Raw genomic sequence first — 21289 nt, forward strand, 5'->3', positions numbered from 1 at the left:
GAGGCGAACTGCCCCGCCCCCGGTCGCCGTTTCACACGGAGCCCCCACCACTCGACCCAGCTCCCGCCCCCCCGCCCCCAAAGGCCTACCCAGGCGTGCGGAATGCCCCTCTTGATCAGATATTGGCCGGTAACGGATCAGTCTTGAGGAGGCACTCCATGCGTGGAGCCACGCACGCCAGATGGGCCGCATGCGCGGTGGCGACAGCCCTCGCGGCGACGGCCTGCGGCGGTGGGGACAGCGGCAGCGACAGCGGCGGCAGCGGTGCCGGCGGCGCCGTGCTGAGCTCGTCCTGGGGCGACCCGCAGAACCCGTTGGAGCCGGCGAACACCAACGAGGTGCAGGGCGGCAAGGTCCTCGACATGATCTTCCGCAGCCTCAAGAAGTACAACCCGGAGACCGGCAAGGCCGAGGACATGCTCGCCGAGAAGATCGACACGAGCGACTCGCAGAACTTCACGATCACCGTCAAGGACGGCTGGACGTTCAGCAACGGCGAGAAGGTCACCGCCAAGTCGTTCGTGGACGCCTGGAACTACGGGGCCTCCCTCAAGAACAACCAGAAGAACGCGTACTTCTTCGGCTACATCGACGGCTACGACAAGACGCACCCCGAGGACGGCAGCAAACAGAGCGCCGACACCCTGTCCGGGCTCAAGGTCACCGGCCCCAGGACCTTCACCGTCAAGCTCAACCAGAAGTTCTCGACCTTCCCCGACACCCTCGGCTACCCCGCCTACGCCCCGCTCCCGCAGGCCTTCTTCACCGACCACGCGGCCTGGGTGAAGAAGCCGGTCGGGAACGGGCCGTACACCATCGAGTCGTACACCAAGGGCTCGCAGATGGCCCTGAAGAAGTGGGACGGCTACAACGGCCCGGACAAGGCGCAGAACGGCGGGGTGACCCTCAAGGTCTACACCGACAACAACACCGCCTACACCGACCTGATGGCCGGCAACCTCGACCTGGTCGACGACGTCCCGGCCTCCCAGCTCAAGAACGTCCAGAACGACCTGGGTGATCGATACATCAACACTCCCGCCGGCATCATCCAGACCCTCGCCTTCCCGTTCTACGACAAGAGGTGGAACAAGGCCGGCATGGAGAAGGTCCGCACCGGCCTGTCCCGCGCGATCAACCGCGACCAGATCACCGAGACCATCTTCCAGAAGACCCGTACCCCCGCCACCGACTGGACCTCCCCGGTCCTCGGCAAGGAGGGCGGCTTCCAGGACGGGCTGTGCGGGGACGCCTGCGACTACGACCCCGCCGCCGCGAAGAAGCTCATCAAGGAGGGCGGCGGCCTCCCCGGCGGCCGAATCAAGATCACGTACAACGCGGACACCGGCTCCCACAAGCAGTGGGTCGACGCCGTCTGCAACTCCATCAACAACGCGCTCGACAACGACAAGGCATGCGTCGGCAACCCCGTCGGCACCTTCGCCGACTTCCGCAGCCAGATCACCGCGAAGAAGATGAGCGGCCCCTTCCGGGCGGGCTGGCAGATGGACTACCCGCTCATCCAGAACTTCCTCCAGCCGCTCTACTACACCAACGCCTCCTCCAACGACGGCAAGTGGACCAACAAGGACTTCGACAGGCTCGTCAACGAGGCCAACGCCGAGACCGACACCACCAAGGCCGTCGAGAAGTTCCAGCAGGCCGAGGAGGTCGTACGGGACAACATGGCCGCCATCCCGCTCTGGTACCAGAACGGCAGCGCGGGCTACTCCGAGCGGCTCTCCAACGTGAAGCTGAACCCGTTCAGCGTCCCCGTCTACAACGAGATCAAGGTCGGCTGAGCCCGCCATGGGACGGTACGTCGTCCGGCGCCTGCTCCAGATGATCCCGGTGTTCGTCGGGTCGACCCTGCTGATCTTCCTCATGGTCAACGTGATGGGCGACCCCATCGCGGGCCTGTGCGGCGACAAGCAGTGCGACGCGGCGACGGCCGCCCAGCTCAAGCGGGAGTTCGGCCTCGACAAGCCCGTCTGGCAGCAGTACCTGACCTACATGGGGAACGTCTTCACCGGCGACTTCGGCACCGCGTTCAACGGCCAGAAGGTCACCGAGCTGATGTCGACGGCGTTCCCCGTGACCATCCGGCTGACGATCGTCGCGATCCTCATCGAGATCGTCGTCGGCATCACCCTGGGCGTGATCACCGGACTCAAGCGCGGCCGGCCCGTCGACACCTCGGTCCTCCTGCTCACCCTCGTCGTGATCTCCGTCCCGACCTTCGTCACCGGCCTGCTGCTCCAACTGCTCCTCGGGGTGCAATGGGGCTGGATCAAGCCCTCGGTGTCCACGGACGCCACCTTCAGCGAGCTGCTCGTGCCGGGCCTGGTCCTCGCGTCCGTGTCACTGGCGTACGTGACCCGGCTGACCCGCACGTCCATCGCGGAGAACAGGCGCTCCGACTACGTCCGTACGGCGGTGGCGAAGGGGCTGCCCCGCGGCAGGGTCATCACGCGCCATCTGCTCCGCAACTCGCTCATCCCCGTCGTCACCTTCATCGGCACCGACATCGGTGCCCTGATGGGCGGGGCGATCGTCACCGAGCGCATCTTCAACATCCACGGCGTCGGCTACCAGCTCTACCAGGGCATCCTGCGCCAGAACACCCAGACCGTGGTCGGCTTCGTCACCGTCCTCGTCCTGGTGTTCCTGGTGGCCAACCTGCTCGTCGACCTCCTGTACGCCGTCCTCGACCCCAGGATCCGCTATGCCTGAGCCCCAGGAACCACAGGGCGCGATCGCCGGGACCGGAATGGGCGGCGCGATGGACCTCGCCGTGAGCGAGGCGAACACCCTGGAGAAGGGCCCCGACGGTCCGGCACCTCGGGACAGGGCCCGCTCCCTGTGGTCCGACGCCTGGCGCGACCTGCGCCGCAACCCCGTCTTCATCCTCTCGGCGCTGGTGATCCTCTTCCTGGTCGTCATCTCCCTGTGGCCGTCGCTGATCGCGTCGGGGAACCCGCTGAAGTGCGACCTGTCGAAGGCCCAGGAAGGCTCACAGCCCGGGCATCCCTTCGGCTACGACGGCCAGGGCTGCGACGTCTACACGCGCACGGTGTACGGCGCCCGTACGTCCGTGACGGTCGGTGTCTGCGCCACGCTGGGCGTCGCGATCCTCGGGTCGGTCCTCGGCGGCCTCGCCGGCTTCTTCGGAGGCTTCTGGGACTCGATCCTGTCCCGCGTGACCGACATCTTCTTCGCGATCCCCGTGGTCCTCGGCGGCCTGGTGCTCCTGTCGGTCGTCACGAGCAGCACGGTGTGGCCGGTCATCGGCTTCATGGTGCTGCTGGGCTGGCCGCAGATCTCCCGCATCGCGCGCGGCTCGGTGATCACCGCCAAACAGAACGACTACGTGCAGGCGGCCCGGGCACTGGGGGCCTCCAACTCCCGCCTGCTGCTCCGCCACATCACCCCGAACGCGGTCGCCCCGGTGATCGTCGTGGCGACCATCGCCCTCGGCACGTACATCTCGCTGGAGGCGACCCTGTCGTACCTCGGCGTGGGCCTCAAGCCCCCCACGGTCAGCTGGGGCATCGACATCTCCGCGGCCTCCGCCTACATCCGCAACGCCCCGCACATGCTCCTGTGGCCCGCCGGAGCCCTCGCGATCACGGTCCTCGCCTTCATCATGCTCGGCGACGCGGTCCGCGACGCCCTCGACCCGAAGCTGAGGTGAGCGGACGTGGGTGAGAGGCGCGGGGGCCGGCTTCCCTGCTGGGGGAGGGGCACTGTCCTGTGTGGCGGTGCCGTGCCCGACGGCTGGGGTGCGCTGCGGGCGGTTCGTGGCGGGGCGCGTCGGGTGCGCTGCGGTCGCGCCCCGGCGGAAGCGGTGGAGGCCCGTCCGTTCCGCTCGCGCTGCCTCGTCCTGTACGCGGCGTTGTCCCCGGTGGGTGCCTTTGGGTCGGGCGGGGCGAGGGGTTCGTGCGGGGAGGCGGGCTGGGGTCGCTGCGCGGCGTGTCGGGTGCGTCGTCCGGGCGGGGACCAACGCGGTCGCGTCCCGGCGGAAGCGGTGGAGGCCCGTCCGTTCCGCTCGCGCTGCCTCGTCCTGTCCGGCGGCGTCGTCTCCGGTGGGTGCCTTTGGGTCGGGCGGGGCGAGGGGTTCGTGCGGGGAGGCGGGCTGGGGTCGCTGCGCGGCGTGTCGGGTGCGTCGTCCGGGCGGGGACCAACGCGGTTGCGTCCCGGCGGAAGCAGGGGAGCCCCCCGTCCGTTCCGCTCGCGCTGCCTCGTCCTGTCCGGCGGCGTCGTCTCCGGTGCGTGCCTTTGGGTCGGGCGGGGTGCGGGGGTGCTGTGCGAGGGGTTCGTGCGGGGAGGCGGGCTGGGGTCGCTGCGCGGCGTGTCGGGTGCGTCGTCCGGGCGGGGACCAACGCGGTTGCGTCCCGGCGGAAGCAGGGGAGCCCCCGTCCCTTCCGCCCGCGCCGGTCCGTCCTGTTCGGCGGCGTCGTCTCCGGCGTGTGCTCCGGGGCGAGGCGGGTGGCTGGGGTGCTGCGGGAGGCGGATGCGCGCGTCCACTGCAGGACGCACCCGGAACCCACCGCACCCCGTTCCTCCCCCACCCGCGGCGCCACCGCCGACGCCCCGACCCGAAGCTGAGGTGAGTCGTCGTGTTGCTCGAAGTACGTGATCTGCACGTGGAGTTCAGGACCAGGGACGGGGTGGCCAAGGCGGTCAACGGGGTCGACTACGGGGTGGACGCGGGGGAGACCCTCGCGGTGCTCGGCGAGTCCGGGTCGGGGAAGTCGGTGACCGCGCAGGCGATCATGGGGATCCTCGACATGCCGCCCGGACGGATCACCGGAGGCGAGATCGTCTTCCAGGGGCAGGACCTGCTGAAGTTGAAGGAGGACGAACGGCGCAAGGTCCGCGGCGCCGAGATGGCGATGATCTTCCAGGACGCGCTGTCCTCCCTCAACCCCGTCCTCTCCGTCGGCGACCAGCTCGGCGAGATGTTCGTCGTGCACCGGGGGATGTCGAAGAAGGACGCGCGGGCCAAGGCGGTCGAGCTGATGGACCGGGTGCGCATCCCGGCCGCCCGGCAGCGCGTGAAGGACTACCCGCACCAGTTCTCCGGCGGCATGCGCCAACGCATCATGATCGCGATGGCCCTCGCCCTGGAACCCGCGCTGATCATCGCCGACGAACCGACCACCGCGCTCGACGTCACCGTCCAGGCCCAGGTGATGGACCTGCTCGCCGAGCTCCAGCGCGAGTACAACATGGGGCTCATCCTCATCACCCACGACCTCGGTGTCGTCGCCGACGTGGCCGACCGGATCGCCGTGATGTACGCCGGCCGGATCGTCGAGCAGGCCCCCGTCCACGACATCTACAAGGCGCCCGCCCACCCCTACACGCGCGGACTGCTCGATTCCATCCCCCGTCTCGACCAGAAGGGCCAGGAGCTGTACGCGATCAAGGGGTTGCCGCCCAACCTGATGAACATCCCTGCGGGCTGCGCGTTCAACCCGCGCTGTCCGATGGCCCGGGACATGTGCCGCACCGACGTACCTCCTCTGTACGACGTTGACGACAGACGGACGAGTGCCTGTCACTTCTGGACGGAGTGCCTCAATGGTTGAGCCGATCCTGGAAGTGGATGGACTGGTCAAGCACTACCCGTTGACCGAGGGTGTCCTGTTCAAGAGACAGATCGGTGCCGTCAAGGCCGTGGACGGTGTGGACTTCACGCTCCACAAGGGGGAGACCCTCGGCATCGTCGGGGAGTCCGGCTGCGGCAAATCAACAGTTGCCAAGATGCTCGTCAACCTTGAGCGGCCGACGCAAGGGTTGATCAAGTACAAGGGCGAGGACATCACCAAGCTCTCCGGCAAGGCCCTCAAGTCGGTCCGCCGCAACATCCAGATGGTCTTCCAGGACCCGTACACCTCGCTCAACCCCCGTATGACGGTCGGCGACATCATCGGGGAGCCGTACGACATCCATCCCGAGGTGGCTCCCAAGGGCGACCGGCGCAGAAAGGTCCAGGACCTGCTGGACGTCGTCGGCCTCAACCCCGAGTACATCAACCGCTATCCGCACCAGTTCTCCGGCGGCCAGCGCCAACGCATCGGCATCGCGCGCGGGTTGGCGCTGCGCCCGGAGGTCATCGTCGCCGACGAACCGGTCTCCGCCCTCGACGTCTCCGTCCAGGCCCAGGTGATCAACCTCCTAGACCGGCTCCAGAGCGAGTTCGAGCTGTCGTACCTGTTCATCGCGCACGACCTGTCGATCGTCCGTCACATCTCGGACCGGGTCGGGGTGATGTACCTGGGGCGGATCGTCGAGATCGGCCGGGACGCCGAGATCTACGACCATCCGACGCATCCCTACACCCAGGCGCTGCTGTCCGCCGTGCCGGTGCCCGACCCGGAGGCCCGCGAACACCGCGAGCGGATCATCCTGGCCGGTGACGTCCCGTCCCCGACGAACATCCCGTCCGGGTGCCGCTTCCGCACCCGCTGCTGGAAGGCCCGGGAGCGCTGCGCGCTGGAGGTTCCGGCGCTGGCGGTGCCGGCGGAGTTCCGGTTCGCGAGCGGCCCCGCGGCGCACGACTCGGCGTGCCACTTCGCGGAGGAGAAGCAGGTGGTGCCGCTGGAGGGGACGGAGTAACACGGAGGCAACTTGGCCGACCCTGTTCCGATATACGGACGCGTCAGTCTCTACGACGTACGGCCGTGCGGGTGCCGTAAGCGGGCCGGGACGCGCCATGTCGTCCCGGCCCGCTGCCGTGCCTAGGAAAGCCCCAACGACCGCTTCAGGAAGTCGAGCTGAAGCCGCAGCAGGTTCTCCGCGACCGTCTCCTGCGGGGTCATGTGGGTCACGCCGGACAGCGGCAGCACCTCGTGCGGGCGGCCGGCCGCCAGGAGGGCCGAGGACAGGCGCAGGGAGTGGGCGACCACCACGTTGTCGTCCGCGATGCCGTGGACGATCATCATCGGGCGGTGCGGCTCGGCCGCGTCGACCAGGCCCTCGTCGTCGATCAGCGAGTTGCGGCGGTAGACCTCGGGCTGCTCGTCCGGGTGGCCGAGGTAGCGCTCCTGGTAGTGGGTGTCGTACAGCCGCAGGTCGGTGAGCGGGGCGCCGACCACGGCCGCGTGGAAGACGTCCGGGCGGCGCAGCACCGCGAGGGCGGCCAGATAGCCGCCGAAGGACCAGCCGCGGATCGCGACCCGGGACAGGTCCAGGGGGAAGTCCGCGGCGAGCGCCTGGAGCGCGTCGACCTGGTCCTGGAGGACGACCGCCGCGAGGTCGTCCCGGATCGCCTTCTCCCAGGCGGGGGAGCGGCCCGGGGTGCCCCGTCCGTCGGCCACGACCACCGCGAAGCCCTGGTCGGCGAACCACTGCGAGGTCAGGTGCGGGTTGTGCGCGGCGACCACGCGCTGCCCGTGCGGACCCCCGTACGGGTCCAGCAAAACCGGAAGGGGGCTGTCACCGGCGTAGTCCTGCGGCATAAGCACGGCGCACGGGATCTTTCGTGCGCCCCCCTCGGCGAGGGTCACGCGCGGGGTCAAACCAGGATCTTCTGCGTACGACAGGACAGTCGCCGTCTCCTTGCCGTCGCGCAGTACCCGTGCCCGGGTGCCCGGCCGGTCGAGGGTCGCCGACACCAGCACGGTCACGCCCCCGGCGCGCACCGCCGAGTGCACGCCCGGTTCCTGCGACAAGCGCTCCACTCCGAGCTCGTTCACCCGGTAGACGTGCACCTGGCCGGTCTCCGGGGACTCGGCCTCCGCACCGGCCGACGCCGAGACCAGCACGTCGTCCGCGGTGACGTCCAGCACCGCGCGGACGTGCAACTGCGGTCCGGTCAGCGGCCGTTCCCCGACCGCGAGCACTCGCGCGCCACCCTCGTCCGCGATCCGCACGAGCTGTCCCGAAGGGCTCCAGCAGGGCACTCCGGGGAAAAGATCCAGCCAAGTTGGATCTTCGTCCGCGTGCACCATCCGGGTCGCGCCGGACTCCGGGTCCACCGCCAGGTAGAGCTGACTGCGCTGGTCGCGCGCCTGTACGAGCAGCAGTGGAGCACCCGCGGCTGACCAGTGCACATGCGCCAGATACGGATAGCGCCGCCGGTCCCAGGAGACCTCCGTGCGCGTCCCGTCCAGCGCGATCACGAACAGTCGTACGTCCGCGTTGGAGGTGCCCGCGGCCGGGTACGGGACGTGTTGTGGATCACGCTCCGGGTGGGCCGGGTCGGAGAGCCACCAGCGCCGCACCGGCGTGTCGTCCACGCGCGCGACCAGCAGTCGGTCCGACTCCGGCGACCACCAAAAGCCCCGTGACCGGCCCATCTCCTCGGCCGCGACGAACTCCGCCAGGCCGTAGGTGACTTGATCCGACTCCGGCGCGGCGAGCGCCCGGTCGTCCTCGCCCTCGGCGCCCACCACCCGCACGGAGCCCCGGGCGACGTACGCGACGTGCCGTCCGTCGGGGGCCGGGCGGGGGTCGATCACCGGTCCGGGGACGGGCAGTTCACGTGCCGTGCCGGCCCGCAGCTCCGCCGTGAAAAGCCGTCCTGACAAGGCGAAAGATGCCAACTCGACGGCCGCGTCGGTGGCGTAGCCGACGATGCCGGCACTGCCCTCGCGGCTGCGTTCGCGGCGCGCTCTTTCCTCGGGCGACAGGCGCTCCTCGGTGCCGCCCAGGAGGGCGCGCGGGTCGGCCGCCACGCGCTCCCCGCCGTCCGCCACGTCGAGCACCCACAGCGAATTGGCCGGGTTCGTGCCGGAGTTCGAGCGCAGGAACACGACACGCGATCCGTCGGGCGCCACGGTGAACGCGCGCGGCGCGCCGAGGGTGAAGCGCTGGGTACGGGCGTGCCGCCGGGGAAAGGAGTCAGGCTCGGTCGTCATGCCCCGACCATATTGGCCATGCGCCCCCTTGTGCGGCCGTGCGCCGACGGATGCGCAGGCCCGGATAGTTATGATCACTACCGCATAGTGGGTATGAATCCGCTGGCTGCTGTATGGATTTATCTGCCCCCATAGTTCCGTTCCCGTCCGACCCCCCACGTCCCTGGGTTCTTTGGAGGTGAGCCGCCGTGGCACTCTCGATTTCGGCGGTGGTGCTGCTGGCGATCATCGTCTTCTTGCTGATCAAGAAGTCGGGCTTGAAGGGCGGTCACGCGGTCGTGTGCATCCTGCTCGGCTTCTATCTCGCCGCTTCCTCGGTCGCCCCGACGATCAGTGAGCTGACGACGAACATCGCGGGCATGATCGGCAGTATCAAGTTCTGAGACCGGCTGAGCGGGACTGTCGGTGGCTCCTCGTAGGCTGGGGCCATGACGGAACAGCCCGCTCGGCGTCTTCTCCTGGTGCACGCGCACCCGGACGACGAGTCGATCAACAACGGCGCGACCATGGCCAGGTACGCGGCCGAGGGAGCCCGGGTGACCCTGGTCACCTGCACCCTCGGCGAACTCGGTGAGGTCATCCCGCCCGGGCTGCGGCACCTCACCGGCGCCGCTCTCGGCGAGCACAGGCGCGGCGAGCTCACCGCGGCCATGCGTGCCCTCGGCGTCACGGACTTCCGCCTGCTCGGCGGCGCCGGGCGCTACCAGGACTCCGGAATGATGGGCCTCCCGGAGAACGACGACCCCGCCTGCTTCTGGCGGGCCGACGTCGACGAGGCGGCCGGCCATCTCGTCCAGGTGATCCTGGAGGCGCGCCCCCAGGTCCTCGTCACCTACGACGACCACGGCGGGTACGGCCACCCCGACCACATCCAGGCCCACCGCGTCGCCATGCGCGCCGTCGAGCTCGCCGCCGACGCCGGGTGGCGGATCCCGAAGGTCTACTGGAACCGCGTACCGCGCGCGGTCGGCGAGCAGGCCTTCGCCCGGCTCCACACCGACCTGCCCAACCTCCCCTTCGCCAAGACCGCCGTCCTCGACGACGTACCCGGTGTGGTGGACGACGAGCGGATCACCACCGAGATCGACGGCACGGCGTACGCCGCCGCAAAGAGCGCGGCGATGGCCGCGCACGCGACCCAGATCGACGTGTCGGGGGCGTACTTCGCGCTCTCCAACGAACTCGCGCAACCCCTCTTCACCACCGAGTACTACGAACTGGTGAGAGGGGAACACGGAGATAGCAGGGAGAGCGACCTGTTCTCCGGGATCGAGGGCGCGTCATGAGCGACCGTACGTCGATGCTCGCCCAGCCCCTGCAGCGCCCTTCCGCCGGACGGGCCGCCGCCTACCTCGGCCTTCTCGTGCTCGGGGCGGTCGTGGGGCTTGCCGGAGCGCTGGTGCAGGGAGGCTGGTTCCCCGGCGGACTGCTGCTCGCGCTGCTCGGCGAGGCCGGACTGCTGCTCGGCGGGGCCCGGGCGGCCGGCAGTCGCGCCGGAGCCGTCGCGCCCGCCGCCGGCTGGATGATCGCCGTCATCTTTCTCACCACCAGCCGTCCGGAGGGCGACTTCGTCTTCGCCGCACAAAGCGGCTCCTATCTCTTCCTGCTCGGCGGGATGGCTGTGGCTGTGATCTGCGCCACCCTTGGACAGGGGCGGCAACCGGGCGGCGACGCCGTCCGACTTGGCAAGTGACGTACCACTTCTCCGCATCGCGCGCGTGCGAGTCCCGTGTGGGTTTCACCAGCGGTCGTGGGATACCGGCCAGAAGTGGCCAGTATGGTGGTGCGCGCCGCCGACGCCCGAAGCAGTGAGGTCGAAACGGGCGGCGGAGCCAACCGGGAGAACCTGCCTTGAGTCGTGAAACTGACAGTCCGTCCTCCGGGCCCAACGGGCGCGGCGGAGCCGCCTACCCCTCGGGCACGCCGCCGTACGGGACGCCCATGGCGTCCGACGGCGGTCCGGACGCGGGCCGTTCGGCCACGCAGCCGGAGGAACGCAAGACCGAGACCACGCTGACGACCCGGATCCGGATCAACATCCCCGGTTCGAGGCCCATTCCGCCGGTCGTCGTGCGTCAACCCGTCGGGGAGACGGAGAGTTCCGGCGACAGCGGTCCTGAGGCCGAGGCGCCGACACCGAGTCCCTCCTCGACCACCGGCACGGTCGAACTGCCCGCCGAACCCGCCCCGCCCGCCGCCGACGAGAAGGCGAGCGACTGGTTCGCGCCCCGCAAGTCCGGCCCCGCCAAGCCCTCCCAGGGCGGCGGCGGCACCAACGGGGCCGGTCTGCCGGGCGGTTCGGGCGCGGGTGCGCCCGGTGCCGGTGCGTCCGGTGCCGGTGCGGCCGGTGGCGCGGGTGCGCGCCCCGGGGCCGGTCGTCCCGGCGGGGTGGTCGGATCCATGAGCATGCCGGGCGGTTCGCGTCCCGGCGCCGGCAACGGCGCGGGACTGCCGGGTGCCACGGGTGGTCCGGTGGCGCCGGGCCACGGCGGCGGCACCGGCTCCTTCGACGTCACCGAGGCGCTCAACGGCGGCCAGCGCGCCAACGAACCCCGCCGCGACGAGCTGCCGTACTTCGCCGAGAACGGCAACGGCTCAGGCTCCCCGGCCGGGGACAGCGGCCAGGGAGGCTTCGCCGGCCAGGGCGGTCAGGACGCCCTGAACGGACAGGGCGGCTTCGGCGGCCCCGCGGGCCCGGGCGGCCCCGGCGGTCCCCACGGTCAGAACGGCTACGACGGTCAGGACGCCCCGAACGGTCAGGGCGGTCAGAGCGGCTACGGCGCCCAGGGCGGACTCACCGGCCCCGGTGGCCCCGGCGGCCAGAACGGCCAGATCGACTACGGCGGCCAGGGCGGCCAGATCGACTACGGCGGCGGTTTCGGAGGAACGCAGGGTCCCGGCGGCCCCGGCAGCTCCCAGGGGCCCGCGGGCCCGACGGGCGGCCCGGTCACCGGCGACGGCCCGGTCGTGCCGCCCGCCGGACCGGACCCCTTCGCCAGGGCCGAGTCCTTCGGCGGCGAGTCCTTCAACGGCCCCGACGGCTTCGGCGGCCAGGGCGGCCCCGGCGGCCCGGGCAGCGGCGCACGCGGTCCCGGCGGCCCGGGCGGAAACCGCGGACAGAGCGGTCCAGGTGGCCCCGGCGGTTCGGGCGCTCCCGGCACCCTCGGCGGTCCGGGCGGCCCCGGCATCTCCGGCGGCCTCGCGGGCCCCGGCGCCCCGGCCGGCCCCGGCGGTCACCCCGGCCGGCCCGGCCAGTCCTCCCCGGGCGGCCCCGGCACCCTCGGCGGTTCCGGCGCCCCCGGCGGTGCTCCCGGTGCCGGTCTCGGCCCCGGTGGTGGTCTGAGCGACGACACCGCGATCCTCACCCCGCAGAAGCCGGCCCCCGGGCCGGGCGCTCAAGGCCACGGCACCCCGGACAACGTCTCCGGGCACACCGTCACCAGTGGCATGCCGGTCGTACCGTCGGGCGCCCAGAACGCCCCCTTCGGCCAGGCCACCGACGGCCGTACGCCCCCCAAGGCACCCGACACCGCGACGCAGGCGGCCCCGGCAGCCGCGTCGAAGAAGAAGAAAAAGAAGGGCCGCAGCAAGCTGGCGATGGTCGGCGGCACCGTGGTCCTCCTCGGCGTCTGCGCCTACGGAGCCGGTCTGCTGATGAACCGCTCCGACGTCCCCAAGGGCACCACCGTGCTCGGCGTGGACATCGGCGGCGGCACCCGAGACGACGCCGTCAAGAAGCTCGACGACTCCCTCGGCGACCGAGTGAACGAGCCGCTGAAGCTGTCGGTCGGCGGCGACACCGTCTCCCTCCGGCCGGACCAGGCCGGGCTCCAGCTCGACGAGCAGGCCACGGTCGCCGCGGCGGCCAAGAGCGACTACAACCCGGTCTCCGTGATCGGCTCCCTCTTCGGCAACCACCGGGTCGTCGACCCGGTCATGCCCGTCGACGAGGAGAAGCTCCAGGCGGCCCTGGAGGACGCCTCGGGCGGCGCCGGCTCGGCGACCGACGGCACGATCAAGTTCGAGAACGGCAAGGCCGTCGCCGTGTACGGCAAGGCGGGCAAGGGCATCGACGTCGCCAGGTCGACCACCGCGGTCGAGGAGGCGTACCGCACCCAGGTGGAGACCGGCACCGCCGGCTCGGTCACGCTGCCGACGACCACCAAGCAGCCGACGATCTCGAACGCCGAGGTCGACCGGGTGATGAAGGAGTTCGCGGAGCCCGCGATGTCCGAGCGCGTCACGATCAAGACCGACGCGGCGCACAGCATCGACTTCGGCTCGCTGTCGCTGCCGAAGATCCTCGGCTTCAAGGCGGTCGGCGGCAAGCTCGTGGAGACGTACAACCTCGAAGCGCTCAAGGAGGCGTACGGCACCACCTTCGTCGGCGTGCAGATCGACGGCGCGAGCGGCAAGCGCGACGTGCTGCCCGAGGACGTGGCCTCCGCCCTCCGCAAGGCCCTGCGCGGCAAGACGCCGGCCGAGCGCATCGGGGTCATCGACACGAACCCGAGCTGACCGCCCGGCGGACCGCGCACCGGATCACGTACCGGAGTGCCGCCCGACATGACATCTGTCATGCGGCACTCCGGACGGCCGACACTGCACGCCACCGCACCGCGGAGCCACCATGGTCGTATGACAACGACAGCCCCGGTGGTCGCGTTCGACCAGGTGAGCAAGGCGTACGGTGAGGTACGGGCCGTGGACGGACTGACCCTGACCCTGCGCCCGGGGGAGACCGTCGCGCTCCTCGGCCCCAACGGCGCCGGCAAGTCGACCACCCTCGATCTGCTGCTCGGCCTCAAGCAGCCCGACAGCGGCAGCGTCGGGCTCTTCGGCACCACCCCACGTGAGGCGATCGTCGCCGGGCGGGTGGGCGCGATGCTCCAGAGCGGCGGCCTGATGGACGAGGTCACGGTCGCCGAGCTGGTGCGGCTCGCCTGCGACCTGCACCCGAAGCCGTACAAGCCGAACGACGTCCTGGCCCGCGCGGGCGTCGCGCAGATCGCCGACCGCAAGGTGAACAAGCTCTCCGGCGGCCAGGCCCAGCGGGTCCGCTTCGCCCTCGCGACCGCCGGCGACAGCGACCTGATCGTCCTGGACGAGCCGACGACCGGCATGGATGTCACCACCCGCCAGGCCTTCTGGGCCACCATGCGCGAACAGGCCGACCAGGGCCGTACGGTCCTCTTCGCCACCCACTACCTCGAAGAGGCCGACGCCATCGCCGACCGGGTGCTCGTCCTGCACCGGGGCCGTCTCCTCGCCGACGGCACCGCCGCCGAGATCAAGGCCAAGGCGGGCGCCCGCAGGATCGCCTTCGACCTGGAGGGCGTCATCGACGAGGCCCCGCTGCGGAACCTGCCCTTCCTGACCGGCATCGACATCTCCGGCCACACCGTCCGCATCCAGTCCACCGACGCCGACGCGACCGTCCACGCCCTCTACGGCCTCGGCGTCTACCCCCGCAACCTCGAAGTCGCCGGGCTCGGTCTGGAGCAGGCCTTCGTCGCCATCACCGAGGCCGAGGAGGCCCGTACCCGATGAACAGCCTGATCAAGCTGGAACTCGTCCGCGCCCTGCGCAACCGCAAGTTCCTGTTCTTCTCGGTGATGTACCCGTCGCTGCTGTTCCTGATCATCGCGGGCAACGCCGACAGCACGACGAAGGTCGACGGCACGGGCCTGACCCTGCCGACCTACATGATGGTCTCGATGGCCTCCTTCGGCGCCCTGACCGCCGTCCTGATGGGAAACAGCGAGCGCATCGCGAAGGAACGCGAGGGCGGCTGGGTACGGCAGTTGAGGCTGACCACCCTGCCGGGGCGCGGCTATGTCCTCGCCAAGACGGCGAGCGCGGCCGTGGTGAGCCTGCCCTCGATCGTGGTCGTGTTCGCCGTCGCCGCGGCCGTGAAGGACGTACGCCTGGACGCCTGGCAGTGGCTCGCCCTCACCGGCGCGATCTGGGCCGGCAGCCTCGTCTTCGCCGCGCTCGGCGTCGCCATCGGTTACCTCGCCACCGGTGACGCGGTCCGCCCGATCACGATGATCACCTACTTCGGCCTGTCGATGCTGGGCGGCCTGTGGATGCCCACGACGACCTTCCCGCAGTGGCTCCAGGACATCGCCGAGTGGCTGCCTACGCACGCGTACGCTGCCCTCGGGCAGGCCATCGAACAGAGCCGCGCCCCGCACGCACAGGACATCGCCATCCTGGCCGTCTCCTTCGCCCTGTTCGCGGGCGGCGCGGCCTGGCTGTACCGGAAGGACACGTTGAAGGCGTGAGCGGCACCGGCGTCGGGATCGGGCAGCGCCCGGAGACCCGCAGGCAGATGATGGTCAAGATGCTGTGGACGGGCATCTGGCTGGTCTATCTGAGCGCGCCCGTCTCGGACCTCCTGCACGGCGGCCACGGCGTCGCGGCCGTCGTGCTCGGCTGGCTCGGCCTCGCGGGCTTCGTCGCCTGGTACCTGGCCCTGCTGTTCAGGACCGGCCGCCGAAACGCCCAGGAGTTCGTGCTCGCCTCCCTCGCGGTCCTCTCGGCCGAGTCGGCCCTGCTCGTGCTCACCCTGGGCCGCGAGTGGCTCGTCCTCTTCGTGTACGTGTCGATCGCGTCCGGCGCGGCCCTGCCGCCGCGGCTCGCCCGCTGGACCGTCCCGGCCGCGTCCGCCCTGATGGCGGGCCTCGCCCTGGTCGTCGCCGACGGCACGGAGTACATCGGCGGCCTGCTCATCCCGGCCCTGCTCGGCGGGTTCGCGATGACCGGCGTCCGCGAACTCATCCGTACGACCATCGAGTTGCGGGAGGCGCGCGCACGGGTCGCCCAGCTCGCCGCCAACGAGGAGCGGCTGCGCCTGGCCAGGGACCTGCACGACCTCCTCGGCCACTCCCTGTCCCTCATCACCCTGAAGAGCGAACTGGCGGGCCGGATGCTCCCCGCGCATCCCGAGAAGGCGGCCCAGCAGGTCGCCGACATCGAACAGGTCAGCCGCCAGGCCCTGGTGGACGTCCGCGAGGCCGTCTCCGGCTACCGGCGTGCCCGCCTGGCCGCGGAACTCGCGGGCGCCCAGGTCGCGTTGGCGGCCGCCGGAGTCACCGCCACCCTGCCCGCCGAACCCGACCTCACCGGTGTCCCCGAGGAGAGCGAGTCGGCCCTCGCCTGGGCGCTGCGCGAGGCGGTCACCAACGTCGTACGGCACAGCGGCGCCCGCGGCTGCACGGTCGAGCTGCTGCACCGCCAGACCCTCGACGGGCCGCGGCTCGAACTCACCGTCGAGGACGACGGCTCGGGCGGCGCGGGCGACGGCCCCGGCAACGGCCTAACCGGACTCACCGAGCGCCTGGAGAAGGCCGGCGGCACCCTGGAGGCCACCGGCACCCGGCACGGCTTCCGGCTGGTCGCCCGCGTGCCCGCCGGTTCCGCGGCCGACATAGGATCCGTCTCATGACGAGCCGCACGATCAAGGTCCTGCTCGCCGAGGACCAGTCGATGGTCCGCGAGGCCCTGGCCGCCCTGCTCGGCCTGGAGGACGACATCGAGGTCGTCGCGCAGGTGGCCCGCGGCGACGAGGTCCTGGCGGCGGCCCGCGCCCACGACATCGACGTGGCCCTCATGGACATCGAGATGCCGGGCGCCACGGGCATAGAGGCGGCGGCACAGCTCCACAAGGAACTCCCGGAGGTCAAGCTCGTCATCCTCACGACCTTCGGCCGCCCCGGCTACCTGCGCAGCGCGATGGAGTCGGGCGCCGACGCCTTCCTGGTCAAGGACGCCCCCGCGGCCCAACTGGCCCAAGCCGTACGCAAGGTGCTGGCGGGGGAGCGGGTCATCGACCCCACGCTGGCGGCGGCCGCGCTGGCGGAGGGCGCGAACCCGCTGACGGACCGGGAGCGGGAGGTCCTGCGAGCGGCGGCGGACGGCTCCACGAACGCAGAGCTGGCGCAGACCCTCCATCTGTCTCAGGGCACGGTCCGCAACTACCTGTCGACGGCGATCCAGAAGCTGGCGGTGAGGAATCGGGCTGAGGCAGTCCGGATCGCAAGGGAGAAGGGCTGGCTGTGAGGGCCTTTTAGGGGCGCGGGGAACTGCGCGACCAGCCCCCACCGGGCCGCAGACGCCACACAACCGTCAGTTCAACATCGCTCGAGCGGAATGGGCCTGCTGCCGAATCCGAGCCGCCGCCGCCTCATCCACCGCGGCCACCACCCCCGCATACGCCTCCAACTCCCCGGCCCCCTCGACGAAGTCACCCCGCTGCACCAGCAACTGCGCCCGCTCGTACCGCAGTCGCGCCGGATGCGAGGGAAGCAACAGGGCCAGCTCCACGGCCCACAGCCCCACATCCGACCGCTCCGGCCGAGCCGCGGCCCACGCGCGCACGTTGTTCAGGATCCTCTGGACCACGTCCAGCGGATCCGCCGGACCCAGCATCGACGGATCCAGCGAACCCCCCGTCGCCCCGGCGACCAGCACCTCCGCGTCGCCCCCGCTCAACACCCGCCCCCCGTCGAAGGGATCGGCCAGCACCTGCTCCTCCGGCGGCCCGAATCCCACGACGAAGTGCCCCGGCAGCGCGACCCCGTACACGGGAGCCCCCGCCCGCCGAGCCACCTCCATCCACACCACGGACAGCAGGATCGGCAGCCCCCTCCGCCGCCGTAGCACCTCGTGCAGCAGCGAGGACTCCAGCCGCTGGTAGTCGACAGGCGCCCCCCGAAACCCGCACCGGTCACCCAGCAACTCCCGCAACGAAACCGCCCAGGACCGCGGCCCACCGGGTCGGAACGGCAACTGACCGGCCAGCGCGTCGAGTTCGATCTGGGCCGCGTCGATGCCGGTGTCGTCGAGCGCCCCGTCCGCCTGCGCGCCCACCAGCAGGCACAGCGCGGACAGATCGGGCCGCTCGGAGCGCGCCTCTTCGGCGAACCGCCTCCTGATCTCTGCGGAACGCCCGGGCGGTGGAGGACAAGGAGGATTCGGGGGACGCATAGCTGGCTCGTGCCCTTTCGCGGCGATCGCTACTACCGCGCCCCGCCGGAGACGTCCGGCTCGCGGTAGTGGTGGTAGGCGTGGTGCGCGGTGAACCCCATCCGCTCGTACAGGGCCCGCGCACCGGTGTTGTCCGACTCGACCTGGAGCCACGCGGCCGACGCCCCCTCGTCGAGGGCACGCCGTGCCAGCGCCGCCATCACGGCCGAGGCCAGCCCCCGCCGCCGTAGCGCGGGATCCACCTCGACCGCGGCGAAACCGGCCCACCGCCCGTCCACGACACACCGCCCGATCGCGGCCGGCGCTCCCTCGCCGGGGACGGTCGCGAACCACACCGACGGGCCGCTGCCCAGCACCCGCAAGGCCACCTCGCTCACCCCCTTGCGCTGATAGCGCGCCAGCCAGTCCGCGTCGGCCTCCCGGGACAGGACCACGTCCTCGTCGCAGGGCCGGTCCGCGACCGGCGCCAGCGCTCCGGTCCACAACTCCGCCGTCACCTCCAGCGTCCATCCGCGCGCCTCCAGCTCCGCGCACAGCACCTCCTGGGTGCCCGCGGCGCCGGTCGCGGTCTGGACGTACGCCGGCAGACCGCGGTCGCCGTACCACCCTCGTACGGCGGCCAGGGCCTCGTCGAGCGGCAGGCCGGGGTCGCCGAGCGGGAGGACGGAGTTGGCGCGGCGGGTGAATCCGGAGGCGGCGCGCAGTTCCCACTCGCCGAGCCACTCGCTCTCGACGGGCCGCCAGCCGCGCGCGGCGATCCGGGCCAGCTCCTCGTACGAGGCGGCCGGGCCCCGGCGGCGGGCCGGCTCGGCGGGCACGACCTTGCCCGCGACCAGCGTGGATTCCGCGATGCGGACGCTCCGGCCGTCCCGGCGCGTGATCATCAGCACACCGTCGTCCCATGATGTGAGAACACCCACCGTGTCGGTGAACTTCTCCCCGGTGACGCCGGTGGCGTCCAGGCATCGCACGGATACCCGTTTGCCCACGTCAACTGCGGAGATACGGACGACGAGGCGTCCCGCGGCGGAGATTTCCACAGGTCAGTTCACCCCTCCTGTTCGGATCGTGCCCAGGAACGGAGATACTAGGTGCGGGCATCGACGACGCCGCGCTCCCGCGCGCCAGGCGGCGGAGCCTGAGGAGGCCCGCCAGCGCCCAATGGAGGAGGAACGACAGCGTGACCTACGTCATCGCGCAGCCTTGTGTCGACGTGAAGGACAAGGCTTGCATCGAGGAGTGCCCGGTCGACTGCATCTACGAGGGCTCCCGGTCCTTGTACATCCACCCGGACGAATGCGTCGACTGTGGTGCCTGTGAGCCGGTCTGCCCGGTCGAGGCGATCTTCTACGAGGACGACACCCCGGACGAGTGGAAGGACTACTACAAGGCGAACGTCGAGTTCTTCGACGAGCTCGGCTCGCCCGGCGGCGCCAGCAAGCTGGGGCTGATCGAGCGGGACCACCCGTTCATCGCCGCGCTGCCGCCGCAGGCATAGTCATCCGCATCAGCGGCCCGCACCTCGTGCCGCCTCGGTCCCGTACGGCCTGATCGCCTCCGATCGTGGCCGTACGGGGCCGAGGCGTTTGCCGTACGACCCGAAAGTGAGCCCGAACGCCGTGTCCGCAGTCTCCGACCGCCTTCCCACCTTCCCCTGGGACAAGCTGGAGCCGTACAAGAAGACGGCTCTTGAGCACCCGGGCGGCATCGTCGACCTCTCCGTCGGCACCCCGGTCGACCCGGTCCCCGATCTCGTCCAGAAGGCCCTGATCGACGCGGCGGACTCCCCGGGCTACCCGACGGTCTGGGGCACCCCGGCCCTGCGCGACGCGATCACCGGCTGGGTGGAGCGACGCCTGGGCGCCCGCGAGGTCACCCACCGCCACGTCCTGCCGATCGTCGGCTCCAAGGAACTCGTCGCCTGGCTCCCCACCCAGCTGGGCCTGGGCCCCGGGGACAGGGTGGCGTATCCGCGGCTGGCCTACCCGACGTACGAGGTCGGCGCCCGCCTCGCCCGCGCCGACCACGAGGTCTACGACGACCCGACCGAGCTGGACCCGGCGGGCCTGAAGCTCCTGTGGCTCAACTCCCCGTCCAACCCGACCGGCAAGGTGCTGTCCAAGGACGAGCTGACGAGGATCGTGGCCTGGGCCCGGTCCCACGGCATCCTGGTCTTCTCCGACGAGTGCTACCTGGAGCTGGGCTGGGAGGCCGACCCGGTCTCCGTCCTGCACCCGGACGTCAACGGCGGCTCCTACGACGGCATCGTGGCCGTCCACTCGCTGTCGAAGCGGTCGAACCTCGCGGGCTACCGCGCGGCCTTCCTCGCGGGTGACCCGGCCGTCCTGGGGCCCCTCCTGGAGATCCGCAAGCACGGCGGCATGATGACGTCGGCGCCGACGCAGGCGGCGGTGGTGGCGGCCCTCGGCGACGACACCCACGTCCACGAACAGCGCGAGCGCTACGCGGCCCGCAGGTCGCTGCTGCGCGAGGCCCTGCTGAACCACGGCTTCCGCATCGAGCACAGCGAGGCCAGCCTCTACCTGTGGGCGACCAGGGACGAGTCCTGCTGGGCCACGGTCGCCCACCTTGCCGACCTCGGCATCCTGGTGGCTCCGGGCGACTTCTACGGCGAGGCGGGCGAGAAGTTCGTACGGGTCGCGCTGACGGCGACGGACGAGCGGGTGCGGGCGGCGGTCGAGCGACTGGCGTGACCGGCTCCGGACACGACGAAGGGGCCCGGGGAACTCCCCGGGCCCCTTCGCCGTGCGCTGGGTACTAGCCGAGCGGGAGGCTCTTCACCGGCAGGGTGTCCGCCGACGGCAGGCCGCCGCCCTTGGCGAGGGAGTCGGTCGGCAGGCCGCCCTTCGTCGCCGTGGACGTCGTGTCGCCGAGGACACCCCCGGCGGAGCCCGCGGCCTCGCCCGCCGTCTTCTGCGCCACCGGCGTCGCCTTCTTCACGGCCTTGCCGCCGGCCTTGCCCGCGGACGGCACCGCCTTCTCGACGGCCTTGCCGCCGGTCTTGCCCGCGGTCCCGGTCAGGTTCTGCGCCGTGCCGTCCACCGTGTTGCCGACGTGCGCCCCGTCCAGAGCGGTCAGGCCGCCCAGGTTCGGAGTGGCGGGCAGCGCGGCGGGAGCCGCACTGGCGGAGCCGGCCGCACCGACCCCGGCGGCCGCTCCCGCAGCGACGAGCAGCGCGGCACGGGCGATCCTGCGGGTCAGGGGGAGGGACATGTTGCTCCTTCGACGGAGGAAACGTTGCTAGGACGCCGTGACTACCGCTCGAAGCCCACGAAGGTTGCGGACGCGCAACCTAAAGAGTTGGTAATGCGTCGCATTATCACCTGCGGATAAAAACGGGCAAAAAGCTTCCGGTCCGAAAGTCCTTCGAATCCTCGCAGCCCTTTGTTCTCAAGGGTTTTCGCGGATAC

At 71.0% G+C, this 21289-nt stretch carries 19 protein-coding genes; 15 read left to right on the forward strand and 4 right to left on the reverse strand.

Going from position 1 to position 21289, the window contains the following annotated elements; translation table 11 throughout:
* Positions 1 to 158 precede the first annotated feature (158 nt).
* From ABZ098_RS09170 to ABZ098_RS09190, 5 genes are all read left to right on the forward strand, one after another.
* Positions 159 to 1802: an ABC transporter substrate-binding protein gene (locus ABZ098_RS09170; RefSeq protein WP_356588775.1), complete on the forward strand. Its 1644-nt coding sequence runs from the start codon at positions 159 to 161 to the stop codon at positions 1800 to 1802.
* A gap of 7 nt (positions 1803 to 1809) precedes the next feature.
* Positions 1810 to 2733, forward strand: coding sequence for an ABC transporter permease (locus tag ABZ098_RS09175; RefSeq protein ID WP_356588777.1), 924 nt, complete (start codon positions 1810 to 1812; stop codon positions 2731 to 2733).
* A complete protein-coding gene (locus ABZ098_RS09180) occupies positions 2726 to 3694 on the forward strand; it encodes an ABC transporter permease (RefSeq protein ID WP_356588779.1) in 969 nt (322 codons plus the stop codon). The genes ABZ098_RS09175 and ABZ098_RS09180 overlap by 8 nt, the downstream gene beginning before the upstream one ends.
* A gap of 925 nt (positions 3695 to 4619) precedes the next feature.
* Positions 4620 to 5594: an ABC transporter ATP-binding protein gene (locus ABZ098_RS09185; RefSeq protein WP_356588781.1), complete on the forward strand. Its 975-nt coding sequence runs from the start codon at positions 4620 to 4622 to the stop codon at positions 5592 to 5594.
* Positions 5587 to 6624: a dipeptide ABC transporter ATP-binding protein gene (locus tag ABZ098_RS09190; protein ID WP_356588783.1), complete on the forward strand. Its 1038-nt coding sequence runs from the start codon at positions 5587 to 5589 to the stop codon at positions 6622 to 6624. The genes ABZ098_RS09185 and ABZ098_RS09190 overlap by 8 nt, the downstream gene beginning before the upstream one ends.
* Positions 6625 to 6746: 122 nt before the next feature.
* Here ABZ098_RS09190 and ABZ098_RS09195 read toward each other — a convergent pair whose 3' ends face one another.
* Complete coding sequence (locus tag ABZ098_RS09195; RefSeq protein WP_356588785.1) at positions 6747 to 8867, reverse strand: prolyl oligopeptidase family serine peptidase; 2121 nt, start codon at positions 8865 to 8867, stop codon at positions 6747 to 6749.
* Positions 8868 to 9055: 188 nt separating this feature from the next.
* Between ABZ098_RS09195 and ABZ098_RS09200 the strand changes: the two genes are divergently transcribed.
* The 8 genes from ABZ098_RS09200 (at position 9056) to ABZ098_RS09235 (ending at position 16931) form a co-directional block, all read left to right on the forward strand.
* Positions 9056 to 9250, forward strand: a complete 195-nt coding sequence (locus ABZ098_RS09200; protein WP_053851478.1) for a hypothetical protein — start codon at positions 9056 to 9058, stop codon at positions 9248 to 9250.
* Positions 9251 to 9295: 45 nt separating this feature from the next.
* On the forward strand, positions 9296 to 10153 hold the full coding sequence (gene mshB, locus ABZ098_RS09205) for an N-acetyl-1-D-myo-inositol-2-amino-2-deoxy-alpha-D-glucopyranoside deacetylase (protein ID WP_356588787.1): 858 nt from the start codon (positions 9296 to 9298) through the stop codon (positions 10151 to 10153).
* Complete coding sequence (locus ABZ098_RS09210) at positions 10150 to 10560, forward strand: DUF6113 family protein (protein WP_356588789.1); 411 nt, start codon at positions 10150 to 10152, stop codon at positions 10558 to 10560. The genes mshB and ABZ098_RS09210 overlap by 4 nt, the downstream gene beginning before the upstream one ends.
* A 248-nt stretch (positions 10561 to 10808) precedes the next feature.
* Entirely contained in the window at positions 10809 to 13385 is a 2577-nt protein-coding gene (locus ABZ098_RS09215) for a hypothetical protein (RefSeq protein WP_356589375.1), read from the forward strand.
* A gap of 120 nt (positions 13386 to 13505) precedes the next feature.
* Positions 13506 to 14417, forward strand: a complete 912-nt coding sequence (locus ABZ098_RS09220; protein ID WP_356588791.1) for an ABC transporter ATP-binding protein — start codon at positions 13506 to 13508, stop codon at positions 14415 to 14417.
* On the forward strand, positions 14414 to 15154 hold the full coding sequence (locus ABZ098_RS09225) for an ABC transporter permease (RefSeq protein WP_356588793.1): 741 nt from the start codon (positions 14414 to 14416) through the stop codon (positions 15152 to 15154). The genes ABZ098_RS09220 and ABZ098_RS09225 overlap by 4 nt, the downstream gene beginning before the upstream one ends.
* Positions 15151 to 16317 (forward strand): histidine kinase, encoded by a 1167-nt coding sequence (locus ABZ098_RS09230; RefSeq protein ID WP_356588795.1) that lies wholly within the window; start codon positions 15151 to 15153, stop codon positions 16315 to 16317. The genes ABZ098_RS09225 and ABZ098_RS09230 overlap by 4 nt, the downstream gene beginning before the upstream one ends.
* Entirely contained in the window at positions 16314 to 16931 is a 618-nt protein-coding gene (locus tag ABZ098_RS09235; protein WP_356588797.1) for a response regulator transcription factor, read from the forward strand. Before ABZ098_RS09230 ends, ABZ098_RS09235 begins: the two co-directional genes overlap by 4 nt.
* A 66-nt stretch (positions 16932 to 16997) precedes the next feature.
* On the opposite strand, the gene ABZ098_RS09240 is transcribed toward ABZ098_RS09235, so the two are convergent.
* Both ABZ098_RS09240 and ABZ098_RS09245 read right to left on the reverse strand, forming a co-directional pair.
* Complete coding sequence (locus ABZ098_RS09240) at positions 16998 to 17858, reverse strand: transglutaminase-like domain-containing protein (RefSeq protein WP_356588799.1); 861 nt, start codon at positions 17856 to 17858, stop codon at positions 16998 to 17000.
* A 32-nt stretch (positions 17859 to 17890) separates the two neighbouring features.
* Positions 17891 to 18898 (reverse strand): GNAT family N-acetyltransferase, encoded by a 1008-nt coding sequence (locus tag ABZ098_RS09245; protein ID WP_356588801.1) that lies wholly within the window; start codon positions 18896 to 18898, stop codon positions 17891 to 17893.
* A 140-nt stretch (positions 18899 to 19038) separates the two neighbouring features.
* Between ABZ098_RS09245 and fdxA the strand changes: the two genes are divergently transcribed.
* Together fdxA and ABZ098_RS09255 are read left to right on the forward strand one after the other, a co-directional pair.
* A complete protein-coding gene (fdxA, locus tag ABZ098_RS09250; RefSeq protein ID WP_007384503.1) occupies positions 19039 to 19356 on the forward strand; it encodes a ferredoxin in 318 nt (105 codons plus the stop codon).
* Between the two features lie 121 nt (positions 19357 to 19477).
* On the forward strand, positions 19478 to 20572 hold the full coding sequence (locus ABZ098_RS09255) for a bifunctional succinyldiaminopimelate transaminase/glutamate-prephenate aminotransferase (protein ID WP_356589377.1): 1095 nt from the start codon (positions 19478 to 19480) through the stop codon (positions 20570 to 20572).
* 64 nt (positions 20573 to 20636) lie between these two features.
* Here ABZ098_RS09255 and ABZ098_RS09260 read toward each other — a convergent pair whose 3' ends face one another.
* Entirely contained in the window at positions 20637 to 21092 is a 456-nt protein-coding gene (locus ABZ098_RS09260; RefSeq protein ID WP_355743336.1) for an ATP-binding protein, read from the reverse strand.
* Between the last annotated feature and the right edge of the window lie 197 nt (positions 21093 to 21289).

It is taken from the genome of Streptomyces sp. NPDC006335 (assembly GCF_040612795.1).
Lineage (GTDB): Bacteria > Actinomycetota > Actinomycetes > Streptomycetales > Streptomycetaceae > Streptomyces.